Source organism: Qipengyuania soli (genome assembly GCF_015529805.1).
In the GTDB taxonomy this organism is placed as follows: domain Bacteria; phylum Pseudomonadota; class Alphaproteobacteria; order Sphingomonadales; family Sphingomonadaceae; genus Qipengyuania; species Qipengyuania soli.
Window position 1 is genome coordinate 2,360,820 of sequence record NZ_CP064654.1, and the last position, 25,756, is coordinate 2,386,575.

General features: G+C 64.5%; 25 protein-coding genes. 13 read left to right on the forward strand and 12 right to left on the reverse strand.

Features of this window, described 5'->3' with window-relative positions:
• Window positions 1–232 precede the first annotated feature (232 nt).
• The 3 genes from prmC to hisS are packed head-to-tail and all read right to left on the reverse strand — an operon-like array spanning window position 233 to window position 3,358.
• Window positions 233–1,060, reverse strand: a complete 828-nt coding sequence (gene prmC, locus IRL76_RS11730; protein ID WP_200981510.1) for a peptide chain release factor N(5)-glutamine methyltransferase — start codon at window positions 1,058–1,060, stop codon at window positions 233–235.
• Window positions 1,053–2,120 carry a peptide chain release factor 1 gene (gene prfA, locus IRL76_RS11735; RefSeq protein ID WP_200981511.1) on the reverse strand — a complete coding sequence of 356 codons (1,068 nt, stop codon included), beginning with the start codon at window positions 2,118–2,120 and terminating at the stop codon, window positions 1,053–1,055. Before prfA ends, prmC begins: the two co-directional genes overlap by 8 nt.
• 2 nt (window positions 2,121–2,122) lie before the next feature.
• Window positions 2,123–3,358 carry a histidine--tRNA ligase gene (hisS, locus tag IRL76_RS11740; RefSeq protein ID WP_200981512.1) on the reverse strand — a complete coding sequence of 412 codons (1,236 nt, stop codon included), beginning with the start codon at window positions 3,356–3,358 and terminating at the stop codon, window positions 2,123–2,125.
• Window positions 3,359–3,440: 82 nt separating this feature from the next.
• On the opposite strand from hisS, the gene IRL76_RS11745 reads away from it, so the two are divergent.
• Window positions 3,441–5,339, forward strand: coding sequence for a M61 family metallopeptidase (locus IRL76_RS11745; protein ID WP_200981513.1), 1,899 nt, complete (start codon window positions 3,441–3,443; stop codon window positions 5,337–5,339).
• 97 nt (window positions 5,340–5,436) lie between these two features.
• Window positions 5,437–5,976: an inorganic diphosphatase gene (ppa, locus tag IRL76_RS11750; protein WP_200981514.1), complete on the forward strand. Its 540-nt coding sequence runs from the start codon at window positions 5,437–5,439 to the stop codon at window positions 5,974–5,976.
• A 3-nt stretch (window positions 5,977–5,979) separates the two neighbouring features.
• On the opposite strand, the gene IRL76_RS11755 is transcribed toward ppa, so the two are convergent.
• From IRL76_RS11755 to IRL76_RS11765, 3 genes are all read right to left on the reverse strand, one after another.
• Window positions 5,980–7,356 (reverse strand): mechanosensitive ion channel domain-containing protein, encoded by a 1,377-nt coding sequence (locus IRL76_RS11755; protein WP_425504495.1) that lies wholly within the window; start codon window positions 7,354–7,356, stop codon window positions 5,980–5,982.
• Window positions 7,353–8,699, reverse strand: a complete 1,347-nt coding sequence (locus tag IRL76_RS11760) for a TldD/PmbA family protein (protein ID WP_200981515.1) — start codon at window positions 8,697–8,699, stop codon at window positions 7,353–7,355. The genes IRL76_RS11755 and IRL76_RS11760 overlap by 4 nt, the downstream gene beginning before the upstream one ends.
• Before the next feature lie 76 nt (window positions 8,700–8,775).
• Window positions 8,776–9,150 (reverse strand): hypothetical protein, encoded by a 375-nt coding sequence (locus IRL76_RS11765; RefSeq protein ID WP_200981516.1) that lies wholly within the window; start codon window positions 9,148–9,150, stop codon window positions 8,776–8,778.
• Window positions 9,151–9,332: 182 nt separating this feature from the next.
• Here IRL76_RS11765 and lptB point away from each other — a divergent pair, with 182 nt between their 5' ends.
• From lptB to ctrA, 4 genes are all read left to right on the forward strand, one after another.
• Window positions 9,333–10,118, forward strand: a complete 786-nt coding sequence (gene lptB, locus IRL76_RS11770; protein ID WP_200981517.1) for an LPS export ABC transporter ATP-binding protein — start codon at window positions 9,333–9,335, stop codon at window positions 10,116–10,118.
• Between the two features lie 26 nt (window positions 10,119–10,144).
• A complete protein-coding gene (rpoN, locus tag IRL76_RS11775) occupies window positions 10,145–11,602 on the forward strand; it encodes an RNA polymerase factor sigma-54 (protein ID WP_200981518.1) in 1,458 nt (485 codons plus the stop codon).
• 49 nt (window positions 11,603–11,651) lie between these two features.
• Entirely contained in the window at window positions 11,652–12,086 is a 435-nt protein-coding gene (locus tag IRL76_RS11780) for an ester cyclase (RefSeq protein ID WP_200981519.1), read from the forward strand.
• Window positions 12,087–12,226: 140 nt separating this feature from the next.
• Window positions 12,227–12,922 (forward strand): response regulator transcription factor CtrA, encoded by a 696-nt coding sequence (gene ctrA, locus IRL76_RS11785; protein ID WP_200981520.1) that lies wholly within the window; start codon window positions 12,227–12,229, stop codon window positions 12,920–12,922.
• A gap of 80 nt (window positions 12,923–13,002) precedes the next feature.
• Here ctrA and IRL76_RS11790 read toward each other — a convergent pair whose 3' ends face one another.
• Complete coding sequence (locus IRL76_RS11790; RefSeq protein WP_200981521.1) at window positions 13,003–13,827, reverse strand: helix-turn-helix transcriptional regulator; 825 nt, start codon at window positions 13,825–13,827, stop codon at window positions 13,003–13,005.
• Between the two features lie 205 nt (window positions 13,828–14,032).
• On the opposite strand from IRL76_RS11790, the gene IRL76_RS11795 reads away from it, so the two are divergent.
• Together IRL76_RS11795 and trmB are read left to right on the forward strand one after the other, a co-directional pair.
• Complete coding sequence (locus tag IRL76_RS11795; RefSeq protein WP_200981522.1) at window positions 14,033–14,458, forward strand: response regulator; 426 nt, start codon at window positions 14,033–14,035, stop codon at window positions 14,456–14,458.
• A gap of 64 nt (window positions 14,459–14,522) precedes the next feature.
• Window positions 14,523–15,224: a tRNA (guanine(46)-N(7))-methyltransferase TrmB gene (gene trmB, locus IRL76_RS11800; RefSeq protein WP_200981523.1), complete on the forward strand. Its 702-nt coding sequence runs from the start codon at window positions 14,523–14,525 to the stop codon at window positions 15,222–15,224.
• Window positions 15,225–15,282: 58 nt separating this feature from the next.
• On the opposite strand, the gene IRL76_RS11805 is transcribed toward trmB, so the two are convergent.
• On the reverse strand, window positions 15,283–15,891 hold the full coding sequence (locus IRL76_RS11805) for an outer membrane protein (protein WP_200981524.1): 609 nt from the start codon (window positions 15,889–15,891) through the stop codon (window positions 15,283–15,285).
• A gap of 175 nt (window positions 15,892–16,066) precedes the next feature.
• On the opposite strand from IRL76_RS11805, the gene IRL76_RS11810 reads away from it, so the two are divergent.
• Complete coding sequence (locus IRL76_RS11810) at window positions 16,067–16,738, forward strand: SDR family NAD(P)-dependent oxidoreductase (protein ID WP_200981525.1); 672 nt, start codon at window positions 16,067–16,069, stop codon at window positions 16,736–16,738.
• On the opposite strand, the gene IRL76_RS11815 is transcribed toward IRL76_RS11810, so the two are convergent.
• Together IRL76_RS11815 and IRL76_RS11820 are read right to left on the reverse strand one after the other, a co-directional pair.
• Window positions 16,735–17,877 carry an aminotransferase class V-fold PLP-dependent enzyme gene (locus IRL76_RS11815; RefSeq protein WP_200981526.1) on the reverse strand — a complete coding sequence of 381 codons (1,143 nt, stop codon included), beginning with the start codon at window positions 17,875–17,877 and terminating at the stop codon, window positions 16,735–16,737. The genes IRL76_RS11810 and IRL76_RS11815 overlap by 4 nt on opposite strands.
• 12 nt (window positions 17,878–17,889) lie before the next feature.
• The gene (locus tag IRL76_RS11820; RefSeq protein ID WP_200981527.1) at window positions 17,890–20,151 is read right to left on the reverse strand and encodes an NADP-dependent malic enzyme; all 2,262 of its coding nucleotides are present in this window, start codon (window positions 20,149–20,151) and stop codon (window positions 17,890–17,892) included.
• 118 nt (window positions 20,152–20,269) lie between these two features.
• Between IRL76_RS11820 and IRL76_RS11825 the strand changes: the two genes are divergently transcribed.
• From IRL76_RS11825 to IRL76_RS11840, 4 genes are read left to right on the forward strand one after another with little or no spacing between them, the layout of a single operon-like run.
• Window positions 20,270–20,977 carry a hypothetical protein gene (locus tag IRL76_RS11825; protein WP_200981528.1) on the forward strand — a complete coding sequence of 236 codons (708 nt, stop codon included), beginning with the start codon at window positions 20,270–20,272 and terminating at the stop codon, window positions 20,975–20,977.
• 32 nt (window positions 20,978–21,009) lie between these two features.
• Window positions 21,010–23,634, forward strand: a complete 2,625-nt coding sequence (gene mutS / locus IRL76_RS11830; protein ID WP_216629292.1) for a DNA mismatch repair protein MutS — start codon at window positions 21,010–21,012, stop codon at window positions 23,632–23,634.
• Between the two features lie 25 nt (window positions 23,635–23,659).
• Complete coding sequence (locus tag IRL76_RS11835; RefSeq protein WP_200981529.1) at window positions 23,660–24,034, forward strand: hypothetical protein; 375 nt, start codon at window positions 23,660–23,662, stop codon at window positions 24,032–24,034.
• Window positions 24,035–24,068: 34 nt separating this feature from the next.
• Window positions 24,069–24,485: a YidH family protein gene (locus IRL76_RS11840; RefSeq protein WP_200981530.1), complete on the forward strand. Its 417-nt coding sequence runs from the start codon at window positions 24,069–24,071 to the stop codon at window positions 24,483–24,485.
• Window positions 24,486–24,489: 4 nt separating this feature from the next.
• Here the strand turns inward: IRL76_RS11840 and IRL76_RS11845 are convergent, their stop codons facing one another.
• Window positions 24,490–24,801 carry a hypothetical protein gene (locus IRL76_RS11845; protein ID WP_200981531.1) on the reverse strand — a complete coding sequence of 104 codons (312 nt, stop codon included), beginning with the start codon at window positions 24,799–24,801 and terminating at the stop codon, window positions 24,490–24,492.
• Between the two features lie 49 nt (window positions 24,802–24,850).
• The gene (locus IRL76_RS11850) at window positions 24,851–25,723 is read right to left on the reverse strand and encodes a 3-hydroxyacyl-CoA dehydrogenase family protein (RefSeq protein ID WP_200981532.1); all 873 of its coding nucleotides are present in this window, start codon (window positions 25,721–25,723) and stop codon (window positions 24,851–24,853) included.
• Window positions 25,724–25,756 lie beyond the last annotated feature (33 nt).

The following is a 25,756-nucleotide window of genomic DNA, read 5'->3' on the forward strand; positions in this document are numbered from 1 at the left end:
GGGTTACCTGTCCTCATAAATGACGCGGCGCGAATTCGCTTGGAAATGGCTGCGTGACCCCTTGCACGACCGCGAACATCGCCAGTCGTGTGCCCCAGTCTTGTGCATGGTATGCGAGGCCGAAGCCGCGCACCGTAACTGCATATTTCGGAGCTCAGGCCGGCGGGTCGAGCATGTCGCGCACCACTGGCCTGCGGCCAGAGGTAGAGGGTCGAATCGGCTTTGCCAAGTCTTATCTGAGAATCAGTGCACGCGGACGTCCGCCGAGGTCGTGACGGAGTTCGGATTCAAACCCCGAGTCGCGTGCGATGGCCGCGACGCTATCTGCTTGAGTCGCGCCGATTTCGAGCACCGCGATGCCATCCGGCAAAAGGAGCTTGCCAAGCTGCGGGATGATCGCGCGATAGTCGTCAAGGCCTTCGGGGCCTGCGAATAGCGCGCCGGCCGGTTCATAATCGCTCACATCGGGATCGAGAGCGGCATCGTCCTCGACGTAAGGTGGGTTGCAGAGGACGAGGTCGAACTGTCCCAGCCCAACGGTCCAATCCTCTGCCAGCCAGGAATCGAGGCGAAACTCCGCCCGTTCCCCGAGACCCAGGCGATCGGCATTGCCTCGCGCAACTGCGATTGCCGCTTCGGAGGCGTCCATCCCCAGCCCCCGCGCCGCCTCGCGCTGGCTGAGGAATGCCAGCAGCAGGGCGCCCGTACCCGTGCCCATGTCGAGCACCCGGCCGGCGGATGGTGCGGCCTCCAGCGCCGCCTCCACGATTGTTTCGCTGTCGCCACGGGGGATCAGCGTATCCGGCGTTACCGCGAGTTCGAGACCGAAAAATTCCTGCCGTCCGAGGATATGCGCGACCGGCTCGTGGCTGGAACGCCGTTCGACGAGGTCGGGGAACACGGCTGGCGCAGCATCGCGCATTGCTTTCAGCAGCATGTCCGAACGCGCGATGCCCAGCGCATGCGCCATCAGCAATTCGGCATCGAGCCGGGCGGTATCACTGGTCTTGGCAAGGCGCTCTGCTGCAGCGCGGATCGCTTCGCCGACCGTCTCAGTCATTCATCGCGGCGAGCCGCTTGGCTTCGTCCTCGGCGATCAGCGCGTCGACCAGTTCGCCAAGGCCGGGCCCGGCGATGATCTGCGGCAGCTTCTGCAGCGTCAGCCCGATGCGGTGGTCGGTCACGCGGCCTTGCGGGAAATTGTAGGTGCGGATGCGTTCGGAACGATCGCCCGAACCGACCATCGCCTTGCGCGCCGCGGCTTCTTCGCCATGCGCCTCTTCGCGCATCTTCTCGTAAAGACGCGCGCGCAGCACCTGCATGGCCTTGGCCTTGTTCTTGTGCTGGCTGCGCTCGTCCTGCTGCGTCACCACGAGGCCCGACGGCAGGTGGGTGATGCGCACGGCGGAATCGGTCGTGTTGACGTGCTGCCCGCCCGCGCCGCTCGCGCGGTAGATGTCGATCTTGAGGTCCTTGTCCTCGATCTGGACATCGACCTCATCAGGTTCGGGCAGGACGGCGACCGTCGCGGCCGAGGTATGGATGCGCCCGCCGCTTTCCGTCTCGGGCACGCGCTGGACGCGATGCACGCCACTTTCGAACTTCAATTTGGCGAAGACCCCGTTGCCGGTGACGTTGGCGACGATTTCCTTGAAGCCGCCGACCTCGGACGCATTCATGCTGACCGGCTCGACGCGCCAGCCCTGTTCGGCGGCATAGCGTTCGTACATGCGATAAAGGTCGCCCGCGAACAGTGCCGCCTCGTCGCCGCCGGTCCCGGCGCGGATTTCGAGCATGGCCGGACGGGCATCGGCGCTGTCCTTGGGCAGCATGGCGATGGCAAGTTCGCGCTCGGCCGCGGGAAGGCGCTGGCGCAATTCGGCCAGTTCCTCGTCCGCCAGCGCCTTCATCTCCGGGTCTTCGGTCAGGACCGAGAGTTCGGCGATTTCGGCGCGGATCTCCTTTACCTCGCGCGCGACCTTGGCGACCGGCTCGAGCTCGGCATAGTCGCGGCTCGCCTTGACGAACTCCTCGCCTTCGAGCGTACCCGAAGCCATTCGCGCCTCGAGCTCGGCAAAGCGATGGGTGATCTGGTCAAGGCGTTCAGCGGGTATGCTCATGGTCAGGCGAGCAGGCCTTCGAGACGGATCCGGCCTTCGTCGTCGGCCTTGATGCGGACGTGCTCTTCGCCATCGCGCATCGCGAAGGCGACGATCTTCTCCGCACCCGCCTTGACTGCCTTGTCGAAGCGCTTGCGCGGGCTGCCGGTGGCGATCAGTTCCGCCGAATGTCCCGCGGAGCGGATGCGCCCGATGGCGGCAATCGCATGGCTAAGCAGCTGGTCGTCCTCGACCACGACGATGACGTCGGCCTTGGGTTCGCCCTTGTCGCCGACGAGCATCGCCAGCCGCTCGATCCCCGCAGCCCAGCCGACCGCAGGGGTCGGCGCGCCGCCAAGGCTTTCCATCAATCCGTCATAGCGCCCACCACCGAGGATGGTGCTCTGGCTGCCGAGCCTGCCTGCTGCCTCGCTACCCTCGTCGGGAATGAACTCGAAGGCGGTGTGGCGGTAATAGTCGAGACCGCGCACGAGGCTTTCGGCGCGCGTCCACCTGACCCCAGCTGCATCGAGGCCGCTGGTCACCGCCTCGAAGAAGGCCCGTGCGTCGTCCGACAGGTAGGCGTCGATCTTCGGCGCATCGGCCACGAACCTGCGGTCACGCGGGTCCTTGCTGTCGAGGATGCGCAGCGGGTTCTTTTCCAGACGCTCCTGCGAATCCTCGGACAGATCGCCCTGCACTGCGCGGAAATGCTCGACCAGTGCGGCGCGCCAGGCCTCGCGGCTGTCGCCGTCGCCGAGCGTGTTCAGATGCAGTGTCACGCCCTCGATGCCGAGTTCGCGGATGATATGGTCGGCCATGGCCAGCAGTTCGACGTCGGCCTGCGGTTCGGCAGCACCGATGATCTCGGCATCGATCTGGTGGAACTGGCGATAGCGACCCTTCTGCGGGCGCTCGTAGCGGAACAGCGGGCCGTGCGCCGCCAGCTTCAGCGGCGCGTGCTGCTGCCAGCCGTTGGTGAGATAGGCGCGTGCAATGCCCGCCGTGAACTCGGGGCGCAGCGTCAGGCTCTCGCCGCCGCGATCCTCGAACGAATACATCTCCTTGGAGACGATATCGGTCGTCTCGCCGATGGAGCGAGCGAAAACCTCGGTCTTCTCGAACACGGGCATTTCCGCGCGGCGGAAACGATAGAGCTTGCGCACGCGCTCGAAGGTTTCGACCACGAAGGCGAAAGCCTCGGCATCGGCGCCGAAGATGTCCTGGGTCCCACGGATAGCTTGCGGTGTTTTCGACATGGCCCGCCCGTTACTCGGCACAGGGCCGCACCGCAATGGGCAGCGATTGCCTTGGAGGCGCGTTGCGGGCAGGGAGGCGCGCATGATCAATCGCTTCGTGTCGCTCGTCTTTCTCGCCACCGCCGTACCGCTGTCAGCCGGTGATCCGGCGCCGACCCCGGCTCTGCCCGTCACGCAGGCGGCGGCTTATCCCGGGACAATCGCGATCGAGGTCGATGCGCGCGACACGGTCAGCCGAGCCTTCACCACGACACAGACCATCCCCGTCGTCGCGGGCACGCGCGATCTGGTGCTGGTCTATCCCAAGTGGCTGCAGGGCAACCACGCGCCCTCGGGCCAGATACAGCGTGTCTCGCGGCTGGCGTTCACCAGCGACAAGGGTCCGGTCGAATGGCAGCGCGTGCCGAGCGAGCCCTATGCCTTCCGCCTCGCCCTGCCCGATGGGGCGAGCAAGGTCATGGTCGAGCTCACCTACACCTCGCCCTTCCCGGGCGACGCGTGGCGCGTGCTGATGACCGACGCCATGCTGAACCTGCAGTGGGAGAAGATGTCGCTCTATCCCGCAGGCTGGGACATCAACCGCATGCGCGTGAAGCCGAGCGTCCTCCTGCCCGATGGTTGGGCGGTTGCGGGCGCGCTGGATGGCGAGGTCCGCGAGGGCAACAGGGTCAGCTATGCCGAGACCGACTATGCCACGCTCGCCGACTCGCCGCTGTTCGCAGGCAAGCACCACAGGCGCTGGGACCTTGGCCAGGGCGTCGAGCTGGAGGCTTTCGGCGACGAGGCCAAGAACCTGGTCGCCAAGGACGAGGCCATTGCTGCAGGAAAGGCGCTGGTCGCCGAAGCTGTCGCAACCTTCGGGTCGAAGCACTTCGACCACTACGATTTCCTGCTTGCGCTGACCGACCAGCTCGGCGGCATCGGGCTCGAACACCACCGTTCGAGCGAGAACACGCAGTCGCCCGACGATCTCAGCGATTTCGCCGGCAACACGCACGACAACTCCCTGCTGCCGCACGAGTTCACGCACAGCTGGAATGGCAAGTTCCGCCGTCCCGCGGGTCTCGTCGCACCCGACTTCCACACCGCGCTCGATGCGCGGCTGCTGTGGGTCTACGAAGGGCAGACCTCGTTCTGGGACTGGGTGCTGGCGGCCCGTTCCGGCTTCATGCCGCGCGACGTGGTTCTGGGATCGCTGGCCGAGGATGCAGCCTATTACAGCCGCCAGGCCGGCCGCGAATGGCGCAGTGTCGAGGATTCCACCTTCGACCCCATGCTCGGCTACAGGGCCGACCGCCCCTTCCCTTCGCTCAGCCGCAACCGCGACTATTACAGCGAGGCGGGGCTGGTGTGGCTCGAGGTCGACCAGATCATCCGCAAGGGTACCAAGGGCAAGCGTGGGCTCGACGATTTCGCGAAACTGTTCTTCGGCGTGAAGGACGGTTCGTGGCAGGTCCTTCCCTATGAATTCGCCGATGTGGTCGCCGCGCTGGACGCGGTCTATCCGTATGACTGGACGGGTTTCCTCAAGAGCCGCATGGGCGAGGCCGGACAGCCCGCACCGCTCGCGGGGATCGAGGCGGCCGGCTATCGCCTGACCTGGCGGAGCGAGCCCAACCCCTACACCAAGCAGGCGCGGAGCGGGGCGAAGGGCGACTTCAGCGGATCGCTTGGCATCAGGGTATCGGGCGACGGCAATGTTTCCGCCACGCAATGGAACTCGCCCGGCTTCGCCGCAGGCCTGACCCCCGACACGCGCATCGTCGCGGTCAACAGCCTCGCCTTCACGCAAGCCCGGCTCGCCGAAGCGCTCGAATCGGCGAAGGCCAGCAAGGTCGCGCCGCAGCTGATCGTCAAGCGGGGCGAGCGTTTCGAGACCATCGCACTGCCCTATTTCGACGGCGTGCGTTATCCATGGCTGGAACGCGTCGGCGACAAGCCTGTCGGGCTCGACCGCCTGCTCGATCCGCGCCGCAAATAGGACGAAAGCAGGGGTTGCCCGGCGGGGCCACGCACTCTAGTGCGCGCCGCGAAGTCTTTCTGGGGAGAGGGGCCGCACGCAACGAAGAAGAGTAGTCATGCGCATCGACAAGATCCCCGTGGGCGACAATCCGCCCGAGAGCCTCAACGTCATCATCGAAGTGCCGACCGGCGGCGAGCCCGTGAAATACGAGTTCGACAAGGAATCGGGCGCACTGTTCGTCGACCGCATCCTCCACACGCCGATGCGCTATCCGGCCAACTACGGCTTCGTGCCGCACACCCTGTCGGACGACGGCGACCCGCTCGACGCGCTGGTCATCTCGCGCTCGCCCTTCATCCCGGGCTGCGTCGTGCGTGCCCGCCCCATCGGCGTGCTCAACCTCGAAGACGAACACGGCGGCGACGAGAAGCTGATCTGCGTGCCCGTCGACACGACCTTCCCCTATTACTCCGACGTCGGCCAGACGAAGGACCTGCCCTCGATCATCTTCCAGCAGATCGAGCACTTCTTCACCCACTACAAGGACCTCGAGGCCGAGAAGTGGGTGCGCATCGGCAATTGGGGCGATGCGGAAGATGCCAAGCGCATCGTGCTCGAATGCATCGAGCGCTACGAAGCCAACAAGAACAAGTAGGCGCTATTCGACCGGTCGGGACTGGTCGAGCAGGTCCTTTTCCTGCCCGCCGCCCGACTGGCGCCGTTCGGCTTCGACCATTTCGCTGATTTCGTCCTTGGGGGCGGTATCCGCGGCTTGCTGCGCAGGGGCCGACGCAGGCTTCCTGTGTTTTGCCGGAGCTTCCGGCTGCTTCCCCTCGCCCACGTTTTCGAATGGGAGGGGCCGCGTCCGCTGATCGAAACGCAAACGATAGATCGGTTCCGGCAAGGCAAATCCTGCATCCTCAAGCGCAGATTTGACCGCCGCGATGGCATGGGTCTGCGACTTCCACCAATCCGCCTCGCGCTGGTCGATCCAGCCGAGGAAGCGGATCACCACATTCGAATCGCCCACCTCGACGATGCGCCCCTCCGGCGGCGGCTCGTCGAGCACGAAATCGAGCGCTGCCAGCGTGTCACGACCGAGCTTACGCGCGGCCAACGCATCGTCATCCGCATCGACGCCCAGGTCGAACTGGAACCGCCTGTGCGGATTGCGCGTGTAGTTGAGGATCACCGCGCGAAAGACCTGTCCGTTGGGAATGCGCAGGTGATTACCGTCGAGCGTCATGAGCACGGTGGCGCGGCTCGTCAGGCGGATTACGCGCCCTTCGTATTCGTCGATCTTCACCCAGTCGTTGGCCCGGAAGGGCTGGCGCAGGCTCAGCATTAGCGAGGCGACGTAGTTCTCGATCGTGTCGCGCATCGCAAAACCGAGCGCGATGCCGACGACGCCCGCGCCGCCAAGTACTGCGCCTAGCAGTGCGGTCGCGCCGATCATGTCGAGCGCGATGACGAGACCCCCGATGAAGAACACGAAACGGATCGCACTGGAGATCAGTTCGGCAAGGAAGCTGTTCGGTGCCAGCCGGTGCCACAAGGTCCCGAGACCCGCGATGACATAGCCGACCATCGTTACGAGCACCCATACACCCAGCGCCGCGGCGATGAGCGGCAGGATGCGCACGAAGCTTGCCCAGCGATCCGCAAGGCTGGTGATCCCTGCGCCGTCCGAAGAAATCGAAACGTCGCGCTTGAGCCGGTTCTCGACCGTCACCACGCCCGAAATGCGCCCTGCGATCGCTTCGGCGCGATCGATGTCCTCGGCCTTGGGCACGGTTCCCGCCAGCGAAACCACGCCCTGGCTTACCGACACCTCTACGTCGGCGAAGGCGGGCAGTTCGGCGAAGATTCCCGAGATGCGGTCGGTGATGCGCTGGTCGGCGCCGTCATCCTGCGTGGCGGCAATCGTCTGCGGCGTCGCGGTTTCGACCGGTGCCGGATCTGCTGCTTCTCCGAGCTGAGCTACCGCAGGTGCGGCGAGCGCCAGTGCGAGAAAGGCGAGCAGGCGGAGTATCACTGTCCCGCCACCGCCATCCCGTCGATACGGAAGGTAGGTACGTCGATCCCGTGACGGAACTCGAGATCGTTCGCGGGGACCAACGCCTTGAACATTTCCGGCAGTGTACCCGCGATGGTGATTTCGGCGACCGGCCCGGCGATTTCGCCATTGCGGATGCGAAACCCGCTCGCACCACGACTATAGTCGCCGGTGACGAGGTTGACCCCCTGACCGAAAAGGCCGGTTACGAACAGGCCGTCCTCGATGTCGGCAATCAGCTCCGCGACCGAAACGCTCCCCGGCTCCATCCAGACATTGCTTGATGAAACGCCCGGAGCGCCGCCACTACCCCGCCCCGCGTGACCGGTCAGGCCAAGCCCAAGCTGGCGGGCCGAAGCCACATTGGTCAGCCATCCGCCGAGCCTGCCGCCATCCACCAGCGTGCGCGGGCCGCAGGCGACACCCTCGCCGTCGAACACGCGCGAGCGTAGCCCGCGAACGCGCAAAGGGTCCTCGAGAACGCGTACCGAACTGTCGAACAGCTGCTGGTCCTCGCGACCAATCAGGAAGCTCGCCTTGCGCGCAATCGAGGGCGCACTCATGGACGAGAGGAGGTGGCCGATGACACCATTGCCGACGCGCGGATCGAAGACGACCGGCATCTTGCCCGAAAGGATCGAACCCGGCCCGACCTTGCGGACAGTACGTTCGCCCGCCTCTGTTCCGATTATCGAGGCTTCGGGCAGGTCGCCCAGATGGCGAACCGTGCGATAGGAATAGTCGGTCTGCTTGTCAGCACCCTCACCCGCGACCACGCTGGCCGAGAGCGAATGCGAGCCACCCGCATGCGATCTGCCGAACCCTGTCGAGGTGGCGAGCGCGAAGACGCTGCGCGCCGAACTGGCGCTGCCGCCGTTGGAATTGGTCACCCCTGCCACGGCGCGCGCAGCGTCTTCTACTGCCAGCGCCGCATCGCGCAGCGCATCGGGAGATGGTTCCACTGGATCGAGCAGGTCGAGATCGGGCATCTCGCCGGTGAACAGTTGGTCCTGGCCGGCGAGGCCCGCATACTGGTCCTCGGGCGCAAGTCGCGCCATTTCCACCGCCCGTTCCGCCAGCACCGCCAGCCCCTCGGGGGCGAAATCGCTGGTATGGATGGACGAGGATCGCGAACCCACGAAGACCCGCAGGCCGATCTCTTCGCTCTCCGATCGCTCGACATCCTCGAGCGCACCGAGCCGCACACCGACGCTTTCGGAAGAGCTTGCCCGGCACACTGCATCGGCAGCGTCGGCGCCACGCGCTATCGCGAGGTCGACCAGTTCGCGGCAGCGCGACAGGGCTTCATCGCCGCCGATCATCGCAAATTGTCATGTCTTGGGAGCATCGTCCCGCAAGTAGGGACGGGATTGCGGCGAGGCAACCGCGCGAAAGAAATCAGGAAAAGACGAGCTTGAAGAAGGCCGTCAGCGCGATCGGCACAATCAGGGCGAGCGCCCACAACATTATGACATCGCGCTTGAATGCGGTTCCCATCTCGGGATTGCGTGCCTGCTCGTTGCTGAGCGAGGTCCAGCGGCGTTCGTATTTGTGGCAGAAGGGAATGATGCCGGCGACGAGTATGACAAGGATAACGTAAGGCGCGATGTTGTTCATGCCTTCGCGCATGGCGTGGACGGTCGCGAATATCTGGAGGCCGGTATAGACGAGGAGCGCGGTCGCGACGTGGTCGCTCATGCTTTTGCGGTAGTCGCGCTTGCGCTCCTTCGCATGCACGGATCCCACGGTATTCTCCTCGAGCGCCTTTACCATGCGCTTTCCCCTGTCAGTCTCACCCGAATCACATTGTTTCAAATTTGCTTCCCGCTGGCAAGCGCCGCTCGACCTGCGCTGGTGGACCGTCCCGTTGCGGTCCATGCAGGAATCCTGCCAATTCGTCGAACAATGGGCCGCGCGGGGTTTTCACCAGCGGCAGACCTGCCTATGTCGCGCGCATGGCAGACATCGATCAAGCCAGTGTAGCCGACCCGGTACACGATGCCGCACCGCCCATCCCGCAGGGCGGGCTGGAGGTCATTTCGATCGCCAAGAGCTATGACAAGCGCAACGTCCTGACCGACATTTCGCTGACCGTCGGCAAGGGCGAAGTGCTTGGCCTGCTCGGCCCGAATGGTGCTGGCAAGACGACCTGTTTCTATTCGATCATGGGTCTCGTCAGGCCGGATGCTGGCCGCATCCTGATGGATGGCCACGATGTGACCAAGCTGCCGATGTACCGCCGCGCGATCCTCGGCCTCGGCTACCTGCCGCAGGAAACGAGCATCTTTCGCGGCATGACGGTCGAACAGAACATCAACTGCGTGCTCGAAATGGTCGAGCCGGACGACGAGACGCGCGCGGCCGAACTCGAGCGGTTGCTCGAGGAATTCGGGCTCACGCGGCTGCGCACCAGCCCCGCAATGGCGCTGTCGGGCGGCGAGCGGCGGCGCTGCGAAATCGCCCGCGCTCTGGCAGCCAAGCCCTCGATCATGCTGCTCGACGAACCTTTTGCGGGCATCGACCCGCTGTCGATCAGCGACATTCGCGACCTGGTAAAGGACCTGAAGACGCGCGGCATCGGCGTCCTCATCACTGACCACAACGTGCGCGAGACGCTCGAGATCGTCGACCGCGCCTGCATCATCTATGGCGGGCAGGTGCTGTTCGCCGGGACGCCGCAGGCACTGGTGGCGGACGAGAACGTCAAGCGGCTCTATCTCGGCGAGAACTTCTCGCTGTGACCGACGGGCGCGCCCGGAGATAGGTCATGGCGCTCGGTCCGAGGCTAGACCTCAGGCAAACCCAATCGCTGGTCATGACGCCGCAGCTGCAGCAGGCGATCAAGCTGCTGGCGCTGTCCAATCTCGAGATCGAGACTTTCGTTGCCGAGGCGCTCGAATCGAACCCGCTGCTCGACATCGGCGAAGTACGTCGCGAGGCTGGCGAGGACACGGCACCCGAATCCGGCGAGCATGACAGTGCCCCCGACTTCGATGGCGAGGCTGCGCTCGATGTCGCCGATCACGCGATCGATCCCGAGGCGGCGCCCGGCGACATGGGCGACTGGAGTCGCGGTGATGGTCCCTCGCTTTCATCGGATGACCTTCCCGACCTCGAAAACCGGTCGGCAGAAGGCCCGACGCTTGCCGAGCACCTGTCCGACCAGATCGGCGCATCGGCACACGACGCGCGCGAGGCACTGATCGCGCATCGCCTCGTCGGCGAGCTGGACGAGGCAGGCTACCTCACCACCGAACTGAGGTTCATCGCCGAGGAACTGGGTGCGCCGCTCGCCGAAGTCGAACGCGCCCTCGCGCTCGTCCAGTCGCTCGACCCGACCGGCGTCGGTGCGCGGAACCTGGCCGAGTGCCTCGCACTGCAGGCGAAGGAGGTCGACCGCTACGACCCCTGCATGGCGCGTCTCATCGACAACCTCGATCTCGTGGCTTCGGGAGAGATCGCCCGGCTGAAGCGCATGTGCGAAGTCGATGACGAGGATTTCGCCGACATGCTTGCCGAGCTGCGGACATACGATCCAAAGCCCGGCCTGCGCTTCGGCGGCGGAACCGAAGCCGCAATCGTGCCGGACGTGCTGGTCTCGCCGACCGACAATGGCGGGTGGGACATCCGCCTCAATGAAGCGAGCCTGCCCCGCCTGGTGGTCAATCGCGAATACTATGTCGAACTCAAGGCGGGTGCGCGCGACAAGGCGTCCATGGTCTGGCTTAACGAGCAGCTGGGTGAGGCCGACTGGCTGATCCGCGCGCTCGACCAGCGGCAGAAGACCATCCTCAAGACCGCTGCCGAGATCGTCAAGCGCCAGGAGGGCTTCCTCAAGGAAGGCGTCACCGCCATGCGTCCGCTGACCCTGCGCGAGGTCGCCGAGACCATCGAGATGCACGAAAGCACGGTCAGCCGCGTCACGAGCAACAAGTACCTCGCCTGCCCGCGCGGCACCTTCGAGCTGAAGTACTTCTTCTCGAGCGGGGTTGCCGCAGCCGATGGCGAGGGCGCGAGTTCGGAAGCGATCAAGGCCCGTATCCGGGCGCTGTGCGATGCCGAAGACCCGAAAAAGGTTCTCTCCGACGAAGCACTCGCAGGACTGCTGAAGCAGGAAGGCTACGACCTCGCCCGGCGCACCGTTGCCAAGTACCGCGAAGCCATCGGCATCGGCTCCAGCGCGGAACGGCGCCGCGCGAAGAAGCTTCGCGCGATGGGCGGCTGACAAGTCCGCTCAGCCGTGGCAGGTTCACGCCAATCGACGGGAGAGCGCGATGTCCGACCTTGCCGAACGCCGCATCCGGGTGGTTCGCGACCACATGCACCTCGAAACGGTCTATGACTGGGACGGCGTGATCGCGACCTTTGCCGGGCATCCCCGCTACGAGATGTCGACCGGACAGGTGTTCGACGGCGAAGCGTCCGTGCGCGGCTATTTCAACGCCTCGCGTTCGGTCTTCCCGGACCAGGGTAACGAGGTCATTGCAATCGCGCACACCGGAAATACCGTTCTCGTCGAGTTCTGGCTGACCGGCACGCATCTCGGCGAAATGCGCATTGGCGACCGGGTCATCGAGCCTACAGGGCGAAAACTGCGCATGCGCATGGCTGCAAGTTTCGAGTTCGAGGAAGGGAGCGACCGCATCCTCGTCGAACGCCCGTATTACGACCAGGCCGCGGTGGCGCGGAATATCGGAATCGAACTGTGAGTCCTCCCTGCAACAGTAAAAAGTCTTAACGCGCTTTACCTGACGTTAACCTTTTCCGTTCAGACCTCGTGTGGTTAATAAGCGACAACACCTCTTATCGAGGGGTTACCGCAAGTTAGGGGCAACCGGGGGGACCACCCATGCGTGTACTGCTGATCGAAGACGAGCCGACAACCGCGAAAGCGATCGAGCTCATGCTCACGACCGAAGGGTTTAATGTCTACTCGACCGACCTGGGCGAGGAAGGCCTCGATCTGGGCAAGCTGTATGACTACGACATCATCCTGCTCGACCTCAACCTGCCGGACATGCACGGCTACGACGTGCTCAAGAAGCTGCGCGTCGCCAAGGTGCAGACCCCGGTCCTGATCCTCTCGGGCATTGCCGAGATGGACAGCAAGATCCGCTCGTTCGGCTTCGGTGCCGACGACTACGTGACCAAGCCCTTCCACCGCGAAGAGCTGGTTGCCCGCATCCACGCCGTGGTGCGCCGCTCGAAGGGCCACAGCCAGTCGATCATCCGCACCGGCAAGCTGGCCGTGAACCTCGATGCGAAGACCGTCGAAGTCGACGGCGCCCGCGTCCACCTGACCGGCAAGGAATATGCGATGCTGGAGCTGCTCTCGCTCCGCAAGGGCACCACGCTGACCAAGGAAATGTTCCTCAACCACCTTTACGGCGGCATGGACGAACCCGAACTCAAGATCATCGACGTCTTCATCTGCAAGCTGCGCAAGAAGCTCAGCCATGCGTGCGGCGGCGACAACTACATCGAGACCGTGTGGGGCCGCGGCTACGTGCTGCGCGACGCCGGCGAAGAGGCGGAAGCCGCCTGACAGAATAATCCTGGACGGGAATAGCGAGGACGCCCGGGGTGCCATGCACTCCGGGCGTTTCGCTTTCTCGCGGGCGCCGATCAGCCGACCCGGTTGAAATAGGTCGTGGGGAGGTCGGGGATCCCTTCGCCCGCCCAGACGATCGTCTCCGTCATCGACCGCCCGTCATTGGCGACGGTATAGACCCGCGTCGAGACGCGCTTCCCGGCCTTGCCCAATGTCATGACCAGCGTGTTCGGCGAAGGCTGGCGCAGAGAGACCGTGTCGATGAAGCCCATGTTGCCGGAAATCGGAACAGGCACCCCGTCGGCCAACGCGGTCGAGGCTGCTTCCATGACTGAGCCGTCGGGCGCGACGATTGCGACGCGGGTGGTCCATGCCTGCTTGGGGGAGACATCGAAACTGATGGTTACCTTCTGGGGACGCTCGGCTTCGGGTATCCGCGCGATATCGAGCGACCAGCTGCCTACCAGCGGCGAGGTCTGTGGGGCGGCAGCCTCCGTCGGGGGAGCAGCTTCGGCTCCGGTGGGGGACTGGTTGGCAGCGTAGAGAGCGCCGGCAACGGCGATGGGTAGCAAGAGAAGCATAAGCGCGGTTCCTTTCGACCAATTGCGGCCCGCCTTGTCGGGCCATGCCGAACTCTTGGTCGTGGTCCCAGCGTTCGCCAGATCGATATTCTCGTCCCAGATTTTTTGGGCATCGAGGAGCCGGGCAAGCTCGCGGCTGCTGCCCACCCCGGTCTTGCGTCGCGCTTCGCGCAGCCGCTCGTTGATCGCTGTCTCGGAACGCCCGAGGCTCGCCGCGATCGACTTGGCCGTATGCCCGTTCGCCAGCAGGTGGAGTATTTCCAGCTCGTTGTCGTTGAGTGCGGCCAGGGAACTCTTCGGGATCAGCGGGCGTGACATGAGGCGAGATCATCACAAGCCGGTGAGAGCGTCCAGCACGATTTTTTTGGGACCGAGCTGGTGCCTCACTTCAGCCACCGCCGAGAAGGACAAGCGCAGGACAGGTTCCATCATAGGTGATTCTCCTGAGGCGCGGCGACGCATCGTCGCTGATAGAATCCCTCCCGCAGGAGCACATTCCTGAAGAACGGTTGGGGGATCGTCGGTGACAACGGGACCGGGAAGAAAGATTGCTATCGTCGAAAACGATGAAATCCTCGCTATGCTGTGGAAGGAAACCTGCCGCGCGGCGGGATATGAGGTTGTGGGCATCGCGACCAGCTTTTCGCAAGCGTGCCGCCTGGTTACCGGTGCTTCTCCAGATGTGGTGATCGCGGATTTCGCCCTCGACGATGGTCGCGATGGCCTTGAGTTGCTGCATCGCGTCATGAGCGAACAGGCGGACCTCGCAACCATCCTCGTGACCGGCTGGGACCTCGCTGTGGTGCAGGACAGGCTCGCCTATGTCGGGCCCGGTGCCGTGCTGGCAAAGCCGGTCATGCCAGGCGAGCTGCTCGACTGCCTCGCGACGCTTCGCACGGGAGCGGCACAAGAAGAGGTGGACGCTGTCGTCTGGGCACACGCCGCCTGAAGCGCAACGGTCGCTCTACGGAACGACTGGACAGCGGACCCCTGCCTCGCCTAGCGGGCGCGCCATGTCAGCATTCAAGGAAGGCGATCCGACAACCCTCAACCGGCTCTATGGCCGCAGCCAGGGCAAGCCCCTGCGCGCAGGCCAACAGGAGCTGGTCGACCGCCTGTTGCCGCAGATCTCGGTTCCGGCAGAAGGGCCGGTGACGTCGGACTTGCTGTTCGGCTTCGACCGTCCGCTTCATTTCGAAATCGGCTTCGGCGGCGGGGAACACATGGCCGAACGCGCCGACATGCTGCCCGACCACGGCTTCATCGGTGCCGAACCCTTCGTCAACGGCGTCGCCCAGGCATTGACCCACGTCCGCGACCGGACGCTCGCCAATGTCCGCATCCATCATGGCGATGCGCTCGATGTCCTCAAGCGCGTGCCCGATGGGGCGCTGACCATGGTCTACCTTCTCCACCCCGATCCCTGGCCCAAGAACAAGCACGCCAAGCGGCGGATGATGAACGACGGGCCGGTGCGTATGATCGCCGACAAGCTCAAGCCCGGCGGCGAGTTCCGCTTCGGCACCGACCATGCGGTTTACCTGCGTCATGCACTGATGGTGATGCGCCGCTTCACCGACGAGTTCGAATGGGTGGTCGAGGGCCGGTCGAGCTGGGAAAACCGCCCCTCAGGCTGGCCCGAAACACGCTACGAACACAAGGCGCGCACGGTGTACGGCCACGAAGTCTGGTACTTCCGCTTCCGCCGCAAGTAGGCCGGAAACAGAAAGGGCCGCCCCGACGGAGCGGCCCTTCCCTTATTGGATGCTAATCTCAGAAGCGCAGGCCGAGCCCTGCGACGATCTGGTCCGTCGAGGCATCGCCGAAATCGGCGTCGGCGACGTTCTTGTACTTCGAACGACGGTATTCGATGCGACCTTCGAGCGGTCCGGGCAGCTGCACCTGAACGCCGCCGCCGAAGCGCAGGCCGTCGGTGTTGTCCTTGAGGTCGGCGAGCGAACCTGCCGAAGTGAAGGCCTTGGTGTCGAGCGCGGTGTAGCCGACCTTGCCATAGGCCGCGATGCCCGGGGTCAGCGCGAAGCCGGCGCGGGCGCCCACATAGTACTGGCCATTGGCTTCAAGGCCGTCGCGCGCGCCGCCGAAGCTGGAAGGAAACTGGGTCGATCCGGTGCTCGTCGAGATCTCGCCTTCGACGCCGACGAACGCGCTGCCGAGCGAAAGGTCGTAGCCCGCATTGACGCCGTAGACCGCCGAACTTGCATCGGCCGAGACGCTGCCGTCGCCGGAATCGACATTGAGGCCCTCATAGCCGCCCAGAACGCCGACATAGAGCCCACCGGGAGCGGTGGTGGCTTCCTGCGCCAAGGCGGGAGCAGCCATGCTGCCGAGTGCGATCGCGACCAGTGTGATTGTCTTCTTCATTGTCAGTCCTTTCGCGTGCTGACTTGTGCACGGAAGGGCTCGATTTCTCCCACCCGCTTGCGCGATGATGAACCGGATGGCGAATCCATGCCGGGGCGCGACGGAGCGACAGAAAAAGCAGAGGAACGGCTCATGACCTGCTACGCCGAGACATTCAGAGCAAAGGGGACCAGAGATGGCTGACGGTACGATCTTCATTCTTGGCGCGTCGCGCGGCATCGGGCTGGGACTGGTCCAGGAATTCCTCGCCCGCGGGTGGAAAGTCGTCGCGAGCGAACGGTCGCATAGCGAGAAGTTGCATGCGCTCGAGGGCAAGGGCGTGCAGATCGTCACTGCCGACGTCACCGATCCCGCCAGCTTCGCCAGCCTCCCCATCGCGGATGGAAGCCTCGATGCAATCATCGTCAATGCCGGAATCACCGGCGCTGCGCACCAGTCGGTGGAAAAGGCGACTGCCGACGAAGTGGCGCATGTCATGATGACCAATTCCTTCGGGCCTGCACGCGCGGCGAAGGCGCTGTTGCCCAAGCTCAAGGACGGCGGCACGCTCGGCTTCATGTCCTCGCTGATGGGCTCGATCGCCGACAGTTCGGGCGGATACGAGCTCTACCGGTCGAGCAAGGCGGCGCTCAATATGCTGGCAAAGGGCATTGCCGAACAGAATGCCGGGCCGCGCGGCATCGAGGTGCTGTCGCTGCACCCGGGCTGGGTGCAGACCGACATGGGAGGCCCCAACGCGACGCTGACCGTCGACGAGAGCGTCAACGGCCTCGCCAATGTCATCGAAGGATCGGGCGGTGGCGGCTTCCGCTACATCGACTATAGCGGCCGCGAACTGCCCTTCTAGCCAAGGCAGGCCCTGAGCGAACCGATCAGCGCTTCGCGGTCGGCGTCACTGTTGTAGAGGTGTGGAGTAACGCGCAGCGACGCGCCGCGCAGCGATACGAACACGTGGTTGGCGGCGAGTGTCTCGGTCAGGCCATCAGGCACGCCATCGGGAAATTCCAGCGCCAGGAAATGTGCGGCGCGGTTGCCGACGGGAGCAGCCAACAGACCCAGTTCGCGCGCCTCGGCCGCTATCGCTTCAGTCGAATCCGCCAAGGTTCCAGCGATCGCATCGACACCGAATTCGAGCAGGAAATCGATGGCGGCACCCGCCCCCATCAGCAGCGGCGGGTTCGATTTCTCGCCCATGTCGAACCGCCTCGCCCCCGGCTGGAAATCATCGCGATAGTCGACCAGCCGCGAAAAATCCTCGGACCCTGCACGATTGATCCAGTTGTGCTCGATCGGTCGTCCCGCATGGTGCTTGGGATCGACATAGAGCATGCCGATGCCATAGGGTCCCATCAGCCACTTGTAGCACGCCGCCACCGCGAAATCGGGCCGAACCGCTGCAAAGTCGATAGGCATCGCGCCAAGAGACTGCGTTAGGTCGAGGACGAGCGCCGCACCCATTGCGCGACATTTCTCGCCCACCGCGACGAGGTCGACCACTCGACCGTCGGCCCAGTGACAGTTCGGGAGAGCGACGATCCCGGTATCCTGGCCGATCGCGTCGAGCACCGCATCGGTCCAGCTGTCCTGCGACGGGCGCTGCACCTGGACGACCTCTCCCCCGCATGTCCGCGCCAGTTCCTGCCAGGCATAGACGTTGGAGGGGAACTGGTCCGCCAGGGTGACGATCTTCTGACCCTTCGCCAATGACAGGTTCGCGGCTGCGATGGCCAGCGCGTAGCTGGCGGAGGGCACCACGGCTACGCAGTCCGCAGGGACGCCCGCAAGCCTTGCGGCACGGCTGCGGAAGTCCTCGGTGATCGAAAAGAAGTCGGCCGGGCGGTAATCCCATGGCTGCTGCTTCAGCCGAGCGCCACGTGCAACGGCCTCGCTCACATCATGCGACAGCGGCGCCATATAGGCGCAGTTGATGTAATGCACATCGTCGGGGATGGCGAAGCGGTGTCGCTGGGACCGTATCGCGCCCATTGCAGGAGGCGCCTAGCCGACGACCCCAGCCGCAGCGAGAACCGCCAGCGTCAGCACGTCGGGCGCAATGGCGGTCATCGGTGCGATCTGCACCGGCTTTTCCATGCCGATCAGCATCGGACCGATGGTCGTCGCCCCAGCCAGTTCGCGCAGCAGCTTGGCCGAAAGATTGGCCGATTGCAGCCCGGGCATGATCAGCACATTGGCCGGACCCGAAAGGCGGCTGAAGGGATAGAGCTCCATCACCTTGGGGTTGAGCGCGGCGTCCGGGGCCATTTCGCCTTCGTACTCGAACTCGCACTCCTCGGCATCGAGTATGGCAACGGCATCGCGGATGTTGTCGAGCCACTGTCCCGAAGGATTGCCGAAGGTCGAATAGGACAGGAATGCCACACGCGGCTCGTGGCCCATGCGGCGCGCGACCGCTGCCGTTTCGCGGGCGATATGGGCCAGCTGCTCGGCAGTCGGGCGCTCGTTGATCGTCGTGTCGGCAAGGAAGGTCGTGTGGTTCTTGCCGATCATCAGGTGGATGCCGAAGGAGATCGCACCCGGCGCCGGATCGAGGACGCGAGCCACTTCTCGTGCGGTCTGTGCGAAGGTCCGCGTAAGGCCGGAAATCATGCCATCGCCGTGGCCAAGCGCGACCAGCAGGGCAGCAAAGACGTTGCGTTCCTGGTTGACCATCCGACCCACGTCACGCTCGGTGTAGCCGCGCCGCTGGAGCCGCTTGTAGAGATAGTCGACCATCGCCGGCACCTTGTCCGACACGGCCGAGTTCTCGATGATCCAGTCGTCCGGATCGTCCACTGCCAGTTCTACCAGCTTCTCGCGCACCTTCTCCGTGCGGCCGACGAGGATCGGAGTGCCATAGCCGAAGTCGCGGAACTGGATCGCGGCGCGCAGCACCACGTCCTCTTCCGCCTCGGCGAAGACCATCCGCTTGGGATTGGCCTTGGCGAGCTCGTAGATATTGGTGAGCGCGGCCGTCGTCGGATTGAGGCGCGCCTTCAGCGAATGGCGGTACTCGTCGAAATCGGCGATCGGGGCCTGCGCGACGCCCGAATCCATCGCCGCCTTGGCCACTGCGCTCGAAACCACCTCCATCAGACGAGGATCGAAGGGGGCCGGGATGATGTAATCCTCGCCGAACTGGTGGGTCACGCCATAGGCAGCCGCCACTTCCTCGGGCACGCGTTCGCGCGCGAGTTCGGCAATGGCGCGGGCGGCGGCAACCTTCATCTCCTCGTTGATTGCGGTCGCCTGTACGTCGAGCGCGCCGCGGAAGATGAAGGGGAAACCGAGGACGTTGTTGACCTGGTTCGGATAGTCCGACCGCCCAGTTGCAATAATTGCGTCGGGGCGCACGGCCTTGGCTTCTTCCGGCATGATTTCCGGCGTCGGGTTGGCCATGGCGAAGATGATCGGCTTGTCGGCCATCCTGGCGACCCATTCGGGCTTCAATGCCCCTGCGGCGCTGAGACCCAGGAAGATGTCGGCGCCCACCAGCGCTTCCTCCAGGCTGCGTGCCTCGGTTGCCACGGCGTGTGCGCTCTTCCACTGGTCGATGCCTTCGCGACCCGGATAGATCGGGCCCGAGCGGTCGCAGACGATGACATTCTCGTGCGGCACGCCGACCGACTTGATCAGCGCGGTACAGGCGAGCGCCGAGGCACCCGCCCCGTTCACGACCATGCGCACGTCCTTCAGATCGCGGCCGGTCAGGTGGCAGGCGTTGATGAGGCCGGCAGTGGCGATGATGGCAGTGCCATGCTGGTCGTCATGCATGACGGGAATGTTCATCCGCTCGCGCAGGGCCTGCTCGATGATGAAGCATTCGGGTGCGGCGATGTCCTCGAGATTGATGCCGCCGAAACTCGGCTCCATCAGCGCCACGGCTTCGATGAACTTGTCCGGATCCTCGGTGGCGAGCTCGATGTCGATCGAATCGACGTCGGCGAAGCGCTTGAACAGGACCGCCTTGCCTTCCATCACCGGCTTCGACGCCAGCGCGCCGAGATTGCCCAGGCCGAGGATGGCGGTGCCGTTGGAAATGACTGCGACGAGGTTCGAACGGGCGGTGTACTTCGCCGCCAGCGACGGGTCGGCAGCAATCGCTTCGACGGGGGCCGCAACGCCGGGCGAGTAGGCCAGGCTCAGGTCGCGCTGGGTCGCCATGGGCTTGCTGGCGATGATCTCGATCTTACCCGGTCGGATCGTCTCGTGGTAAAACAGCGCCTCGCGCGTGGTGAAACCGGTCGGCTTTTCGTCGGACATCATATTCCTCTAGTCGCTTGGGGGCTGCCCTAACGTCACTTCGGAAGGAGTCATAGGGTCAATGCACCTGCGCCAAATTTCTTGACGCTCCGGATGCCGGGCATAGCAGTCTGTCGCGATGGCTGATGAAACCCACGAATCAGGCGCAACCGAGGCGCGGATTGCGCAGTTGGAGGCGCGGCTCACCGAAATCGACCAGACGGGCAAGCGGGGCGGCATGGTGGATCGGGTGATGCGATACCTGCCCCTGCTGGCGCTTGGGAATGCCTTCGTCGCCGCGCCCGCGATGATCATATCGGTGGCTGTGGCCTATTTCGCTTTCGAGCAGGCCGAAGCGACGAAGAAAATGCAGATCGCAGAAGTCTGGCCGCGTGTGACCTACTCGACTTCGAACATGGACGAAGAAGGCGAGTCCGACATCAAGCTGGCACTGCTCAACAAGGGTGTCGGCCCTGCAATCGTCCGCGGGATGCAGGTAAGTTACAAGGGCAAATCCTACGTCGATTTCCGATCCATCCTTGCCGATTGCTGTTCAGGCGATGCGCAAAATCTCTCCATCGGGATTGGCACGGTCAACGGTGAAGTGATCCGCCCTGGCGAGGAAATGATGTTCGCCGTCCTGCCGCGCAGTGAGCAGAACTCCGAGGCGTGGGAGAGGTTCAACTCCGAACGATTCCAGCTTGAAATCGCCACCTGCTATTGCTCGGTTTTCGATGCTTGCTGGGTGGATGACGGAACTTCGAACGAACCGCTCGAGGTCAAGCAATGTCCGGTGGAATGGACCCAATACACCGGTTTTCCCCAAAGCGCTGGCAACGGGTCATGACCCACGGGCGATGACTCGATAAGCGGGAAGCCATGTCCGGCCAGCCCACCCCGATGATGCAGCAATATCTCGCCTTGAAGCGCGAGGCGGGCGATGCGCTGCTGTTCTACCGCATGGGCGATTTCTTCGAACTGTTCTTCGACGACGCGAAAGTGGCCTCGGGTGTGCTCGACATCGCGCTCACCAGCCGCGGCGAGCATGGCGGGGAGCCGGTGCCGATGTGCGGTGTGCCGGTACACGCGGCGGAAGGTTACCTCGCGCGGCTGATCAAGGCAGGATGCCGCGTGGCCATTGCCGAACAGACCGAAACGCCCGACGAGGCCAAGGTCAGGGCCAAGCGCGAGGGACTGCCCTCGTCCAAGGTGCTGGTCGCCCGCGACATCGTGCGCTTCGTCACTGCAGGTACCCTCACGGAAGAGGCTCTGCTCGAACCGCGGCGGGCGAACCTGCTGGTCGCAGTGGCACCGGTGCGCGACGGGATCGGGCTTGCAGCGTGCGATATCTCGACCGGCCGGATGGAGCTGGAGCAATGTCGACCCGAGGCGATCGACGCAGCGCTGGCGCGCCTCGGGGCGAGCGAGGTGGTGGCCCCCGACGACTGGGAAGACGCGCCTTTCGGCACAATTTCCCGCCCGCGTTCGGATTTCCGCAGTGAAGAGGGCGAGGCGCGGCTGAAGGCGCTCCATGGAATCGCAACGCTCGACGGGCTGGGCGACTTCACCCGCCCGATGCTGGCTGCAGCAGCCGGCCTCGTCGCCTATCTCGACCACGCCGGTCGGGGCAAATTGCCCTTCCTCCTGCCGCCGGTTGCGCGCAGTACTGGTGCGCACCTCGCGATGGATGCCGCGACACGCACCAGTCTCGAAATCCTGCAAGCGCAGGGCGGAGGTCGCGAGGGAAGCCTCATCGCCTGCATCGACCGCTGCGTTACCGGCGCGGGCGCGCGCCAGCTGGCTGAAGACCTCTCCGCGCCGCTCGCAGATGCCAAGGCGATCGAGGCGCGCCTCGCAGCCGTGCACCACTTCCATGCCGATCCGCTCCTGCGCGCCGACCTGCGAGCAATGCTCAGGCAAGCGCCCGATATCGGTCGCGCGCTCGGCCGCATCGTGGCGGGCCGGGGATCGCCCCGTGACCTTGGCCAGATCCGCGACGGGCTCTCGGAGGCACGACGGATCCGCGATATCCTACAGTCCAGTCCGGACCTGCCGGAGCTTCTGCAGGACGCCACGTCAGCGCTGGGTGGCCATGCAGCCCTTGTCGACCACCTCGCCCGTGCGCTCGTCGCTTCCCCCCCGACCGAGCGCCAACAGGGCGGCTTCATCGCGCCGGGCTACGACCATGCGCTCGATGCCCTGCGCGAAACCAGCGGCAACGCCCGCCGCGCCATTGCCGCGCTGGAAGCGAAGTATCGCGACGAGACCGGCACCCCCTCGCTCAAGATCAAGCACAACAAGGTGCTCGGCTATTTCATCGAAGTGCCTGCCAAGCATGGCGACAAGCTGATGGCACCCGGCAGCGGCTTCAGCCATCGCCAGACCATGGCGGGCGCGGTCCGTTTCAACTCGCTCGGCCTGCACGAGGAGGCGAGCCGCATTGCCGAAGCGGGCGGCCACGCCCTGGCCGCCGAGGAAGCGCATTTCGAGGAGCTCGTTGGCGAGATATTCGCAGCGCGCGAAGCCATCGCGGCAACCGCCGCCGCCTTGGCGCGGATCGACGTCAGCGCTGCCCTGGCGGAGCGTGCCGTTGAAGACGACTGGGCGCGTCCCGAAGTCATCGACCAGCCTTGCCTTGAGGTTGTCGGTGGGCGCCACCCGGTGGTCGAGCAGGCCCTGGCGCGCGGCGGCGAGCGTTTCGTCGCCAATGACTGCCGACTGGGGAACGACGATCGCCTGTGGCTGATCGGGGGCCCCAATATGGGCGGCAAGTCGACCTTCCTCAGGCAGAACGCGCTGATCGTCCTCCTCGCCCAGGCGGGAAGCTACGTCCCGGCAAGCTCTGCGAGGGTGGGTATTGCGGACCGCCTCTTCAGCCGGGTCGGAGCGTCAGACAATCTCGCCCGTGGCCGTTCGACCTTCATGGTCGAGATGGTCGAAACCGCCGCCATCCTGAGCCAGGCGACAGAGCGCAGTTTCGTCATCCTCGACGAGGTCGGTCGTGGCACATCGACCTACGATGGCATGGCGCTCGCCTGGGCGGTGGTCGAGGCGGTGCACGAACAATTGAAATGCCGCTGCCTGTTCGCCACGCACTATCACGAGCTCTCGCGCCTCGCCGACACATGCGATGCGCTGAGCCTCCACCATGTTCGTGCACGCGAATGGAAGGGCGATCTCGTGCTGCTCCATGAACTTGCCGGCGGAGCGGCAGACCGTAGCTACGGCCTCGATGTGGCGCGTCTTGCGGGCGTGCCGCAGCCGGTCATCAAGCGCGCCCGCGCCGTCCTCGACAAGCTCGAGAAGGGGCGTGCCGAGACAGGCGGACTGGCGGCGGGCCTTGGCGACCTCCCGCTATTTGCAGTGACGGCGGCGACCGCGGAAGCGAAGGTGGATGGCCTACGGGAGGCCCTAAGGGAACTCGACCTTGATTCGCTCAGCCCGCGCGAGGCGCTTGAAAAACTCTACCAATTCAAGGCCGAAGCAAACGAAACGAAGGCTTAACCGCGTTCTTCTATAGTCACCGGTCATGGAAGACGGGCTGTTTACCAATCAGGGCAAGAAGCTCCTTTTCGTGGCCATTTTCCTGGTGCTGGTCGCAGCACTGGTTGGCGGCGAAGAGGACCCGGGCATGATCGCGCAGATCAGCGACCAGGAAGGCACGCAATCCGCGCCGACGGCCAGTGTTGCGAGCGCCAGCACCTATTCCGAGCCCGAAGTAGTTGTACGTGATCCCCGCCCGGTCGAGCGGCCGAGTGCGAGTGATACGAGCCTCGAAGACTGGTACGCCGAAGCAGGCCCCTCCGAACCGGTCGATCCGCAGCCGGTCGATGAAAGCTACCTCATCAATGACACCCAGCCCGCCGTCAGTGCCGAGCCGCAAGGCGGGGACTACGAGTTCTGAGGAACCCCCCGCCCCGCTCACCCATTCCTAGGGCATGGCGCAGGCAGATCCCGAAGACGACGACATAGATAAAAGCACCGCCTGGGCGGAATTGCGCACCGATCTCGCCGAAGATCGCAACATCATGGCGATGGAGCGCACTTTCGCCGGATGGATGAGAACCGCATTCGCAGCGATCGGTATCGGTCTGGCATTCAAGGCATTGTTCGGAGCTTTCGATCCGCCTTGGCTTGCAAAGGCCATAGCCACCGTTTTCATCCTGTCGGGAGGTTGGCTGGCGGTAACCGCACAGCGTCGCGCCTGCGCCACGCTGGACAGGCTCGACGCGCACCGGTTCGAGGCCATATCGACCCCGAACTTTCGTGTGCTCGCCTATAGCGTGGCGGCGGGGTCGCTGATCCTCACCGCCGGACTATGGATCCTGAACGACGGCTCCCTGCACGCCGGTTGACGGCCTAGCTGTCGTCTTCCTCGAACTCGACATCATGGCCCTCGCCGTACTTGCCGGCATTGTCGTCCATGTTGGACTCGCCGTCATATGCGCCCATGTCGATCCTGCCGGAACTTTCCATGTCGCGCATGTGGTCGATGACGTCCTGGGTTGTATCACCCATCAGGCCGGATTCGTTGGAACTCTTGATGCTTTCGGTGGGGCTGGACGAGTGATCGCGCTGTGCCTGCTCGGCGACGGTCTGCGCCTGACTGCGCTCGTCGTCTTGCTCGTCATTATGGGTCTCGGGCGGAAGGTTGTTCGGGGGGGTAGTCATCGGGAAATCTCCTTTCCCGATGAACGGCCCCGCCCCGATGCGGGTTCCCTCAGCGGGTCGGCACTGGCATCTCGCCCGAATAGTCGTAGAAACCGCGACCGGTCTTGCGGCCGAGCCAGCCGGCCTCGACGTACTTCACCAGCAGCGGAGCAGGGCGGTACTTGGCATCGCGGGTGGTCTTGTAGAGCACCATGATGATGTCGAGGCAGGTGTCGAGGCCGACGAAATCGGCCAGCTGCAGCGGCCCCATCGGGTGGTTGAGGCCGAGGCGGCAGCCCGTGTCGATGTCCTCGATCCCCGCGGTCGACTGACCGAGGACGAAGATTGCCTCGTTGATCATCGGCAGGAGGATGCGGTTGACGACGAAGCCGGGCTCGTCCTGCGAGAGGACCACTTCCTTGCCGAGCCCTTCGGCGAAGGCGACCGTCCGGTCTGTGGTGTCCTTGGCAGTGGCAAGTCCGGGGATGACCTCGATCAGGCCCATGACCGGCACCGGATTAAAGAAGTGCAGGCCGATGAACCGCGCCGGATCGGGCGAATAGTTCGCCATGCGGGTGATAGGGATTGAGCTGGTGTTCGACGCCATGATCGCGCCTTGCGAAAGGAACTCGCCGGCCTTCTGGAAGATCGCTTTCTTGATCTCTTCCTTCTCGGTCGCCGCCTCGATGATGAGGTCGGCATCCTTCATCGGCGTGTAGTCGGCCACCGGCGTAATGCGCTTGAGGATGGCTTCCGCTTCGGCGATTTCCATCTTGCCGCGTCCGACGAGCTTGCCGAGCGCCTTGTCGATGCCTGCGTGCGCCTTCTGCGCAACTTCGAGGCTGATGTCGGCGAGCATCACGTCCATGCCGTTGGCGGCAACGGTCTGGGCGATGCCCGAACCCATCTGTCCCGCGCCGATGATGGCGACCGTCTTGCTCATCCAGAAATCCCTTCGCACGTGCAGCAAAGGCGC

What these genes read in the sequence shown, in the direction of transcription:
- prmC (WP_200981510.1), bottom strand. Translation starts at nt 1,060, where the DNA reads ATGACTGAGACGGTCGGCGAAGCGATCCGCGCTGCAGCAGAGCGCCTT.
- prfA (WP_200981511.1), bottom strand. Translation starts at nt 2,120, where the DNA reads ATGAGCATACCCGCTGAACGCCTTGACCAGATCACCCATCGCTTTGCC.
- hisS (WP_200981512.1), bottom strand. Translation starts at nt 3,358, where the DNA reads ATGTCGAAAACACCGCAAGCTATCCGTGGGACCCAGGACATCTTCGGC.
- IRL76_RS11745 (WP_200981513.1), top strand. Translation starts at nt 3,441, where the DNA reads ATGATCAATCGCTTCGTGTCGCTCGTCTTTCTCGCCACCGCCGTACCG.
- ppa (WP_200981514.1), top strand. Translation starts at nt 5,437, where the DNA reads ATGCGCATCGACAAGATCCCCGTGGGCGACAATCCGCCCGAGAGCCTC.
- IRL76_RS11760 (WP_200981515.1), bottom strand. Translation starts at nt 8,699, where the DNA reads ATGATCGGCGGCGATGAAGCCCTGTCGCGCTGCCGCGAACTGGTCGAC.
- IRL76_RS11765 (WP_200981516.1), bottom strand. Translation starts at nt 9,150, where the DNA reads ATGGTAAAGGCGCTCGAGGAGAATACCGTGGGATCCGTGCATGCGAAG.
- lptB (WP_200981517.1), top strand. Translation starts at nt 9,333, where the DNA reads ATGGCAGACATCGATCAAGCCAGTGTAGCCGACCCGGTACACGATGCC.
- rpoN (WP_200981518.1), top strand. Translation starts at nt 10,145, where the DNA reads ATGGCGCTCGGTCCGAGGCTAGACCTCAGGCAAACCCAATCGCTGGTC.
- IRL76_RS11780 (WP_200981519.1), top strand. Translation starts at nt 11,652, where the DNA reads ATGTCCGACCTTGCCGAACGCCGCATCCGGGTGGTTCGCGACCACATG.
- ctrA (WP_200981520.1), top strand. Translation starts at nt 12,227, where the DNA reads ATGCGTGTACTGCTGATCGAAGACGAGCCGACAACCGCGAAAGCGATC.
- IRL76_RS11790 (WP_200981521.1), bottom strand. Translation starts at nt 13,827, where the DNA reads ATGTCACGCCCGCTGATCCCGAAGAGTTCCCTGGCCGCACTCAACGAC.
- trmB (WP_200981523.1), top strand. Translation starts at nt 14,523, where the DNA reads ATGTCAGCATTCAAGGAAGGCGATCCGACAACCCTCAACCGGCTCTAT.
- IRL76_RS11805 (WP_200981524.1), bottom strand. Translation starts at nt 15,891, where the DNA reads ATGAAGAAGACAATCACACTGGTCGCGATCGCACTCGGCAGCATGGCT.
- IRL76_RS11810 (WP_200981525.1), top strand. Translation starts at nt 16,067, where the DNA reads ATGGCTGACGGTACGATCTTCATTCTTGGCGCGTCGCGCGGCATCGGG.
- IRL76_RS11815 (WP_200981526.1), bottom strand. Translation starts at nt 17,877, where the DNA reads ATGGGCGCGATACGGTCCCAGCGACACCGCTTCGCCATCCCCGACGAT.
- IRL76_RS11820 (WP_200981527.1), bottom strand. Translation starts at nt 20,151, where the DNA reads ATGTCCGACGAAAAGCCGACCGGTTTCACCACGCGCGAGGCGCTGTTT.
- IRL76_RS11825 (WP_200981528.1), top strand. Translation starts at nt 20,270, where the DNA reads ATGGCTGATGAAACCCACGAATCAGGCGCAACCGAGGCGCGGATTGCG.
- mutS (WP_216629292.1), top strand. Translation starts at nt 21,010, where the DNA reads ATGTCCGGCCAGCCCACCCCGATGATGCAGCAATATCTCGCCTTGAAG.
- IRL76_RS11835 (WP_200981529.1), top strand. Translation starts at nt 23,660, where the DNA reads ATGGAAGACGGGCTGTTTACCAATCAGGGCAAGAAGCTCCTTTTCGTG.
- IRL76_RS11840 (WP_200981530.1), top strand. Translation starts at nt 24,069, where the DNA reads ATGGCGCAGGCAGATCCCGAAGACGACGACATAGATAAAAGCACCGCC.
- IRL76_RS11845 (WP_200981531.1), bottom strand. Translation starts at nt 24,801, where the DNA reads ATGACTACCCCCCCGAACAACCTTCCGCCCGAGACCCATAATGACGAG.
- IRL76_RS11850 (WP_200981532.1), bottom strand. Translation starts at nt 25,723, where the DNA reads ATGAGCAAGACGGTCGCCATCATCGGCGCGGGACAGATGGGTTCGGGC.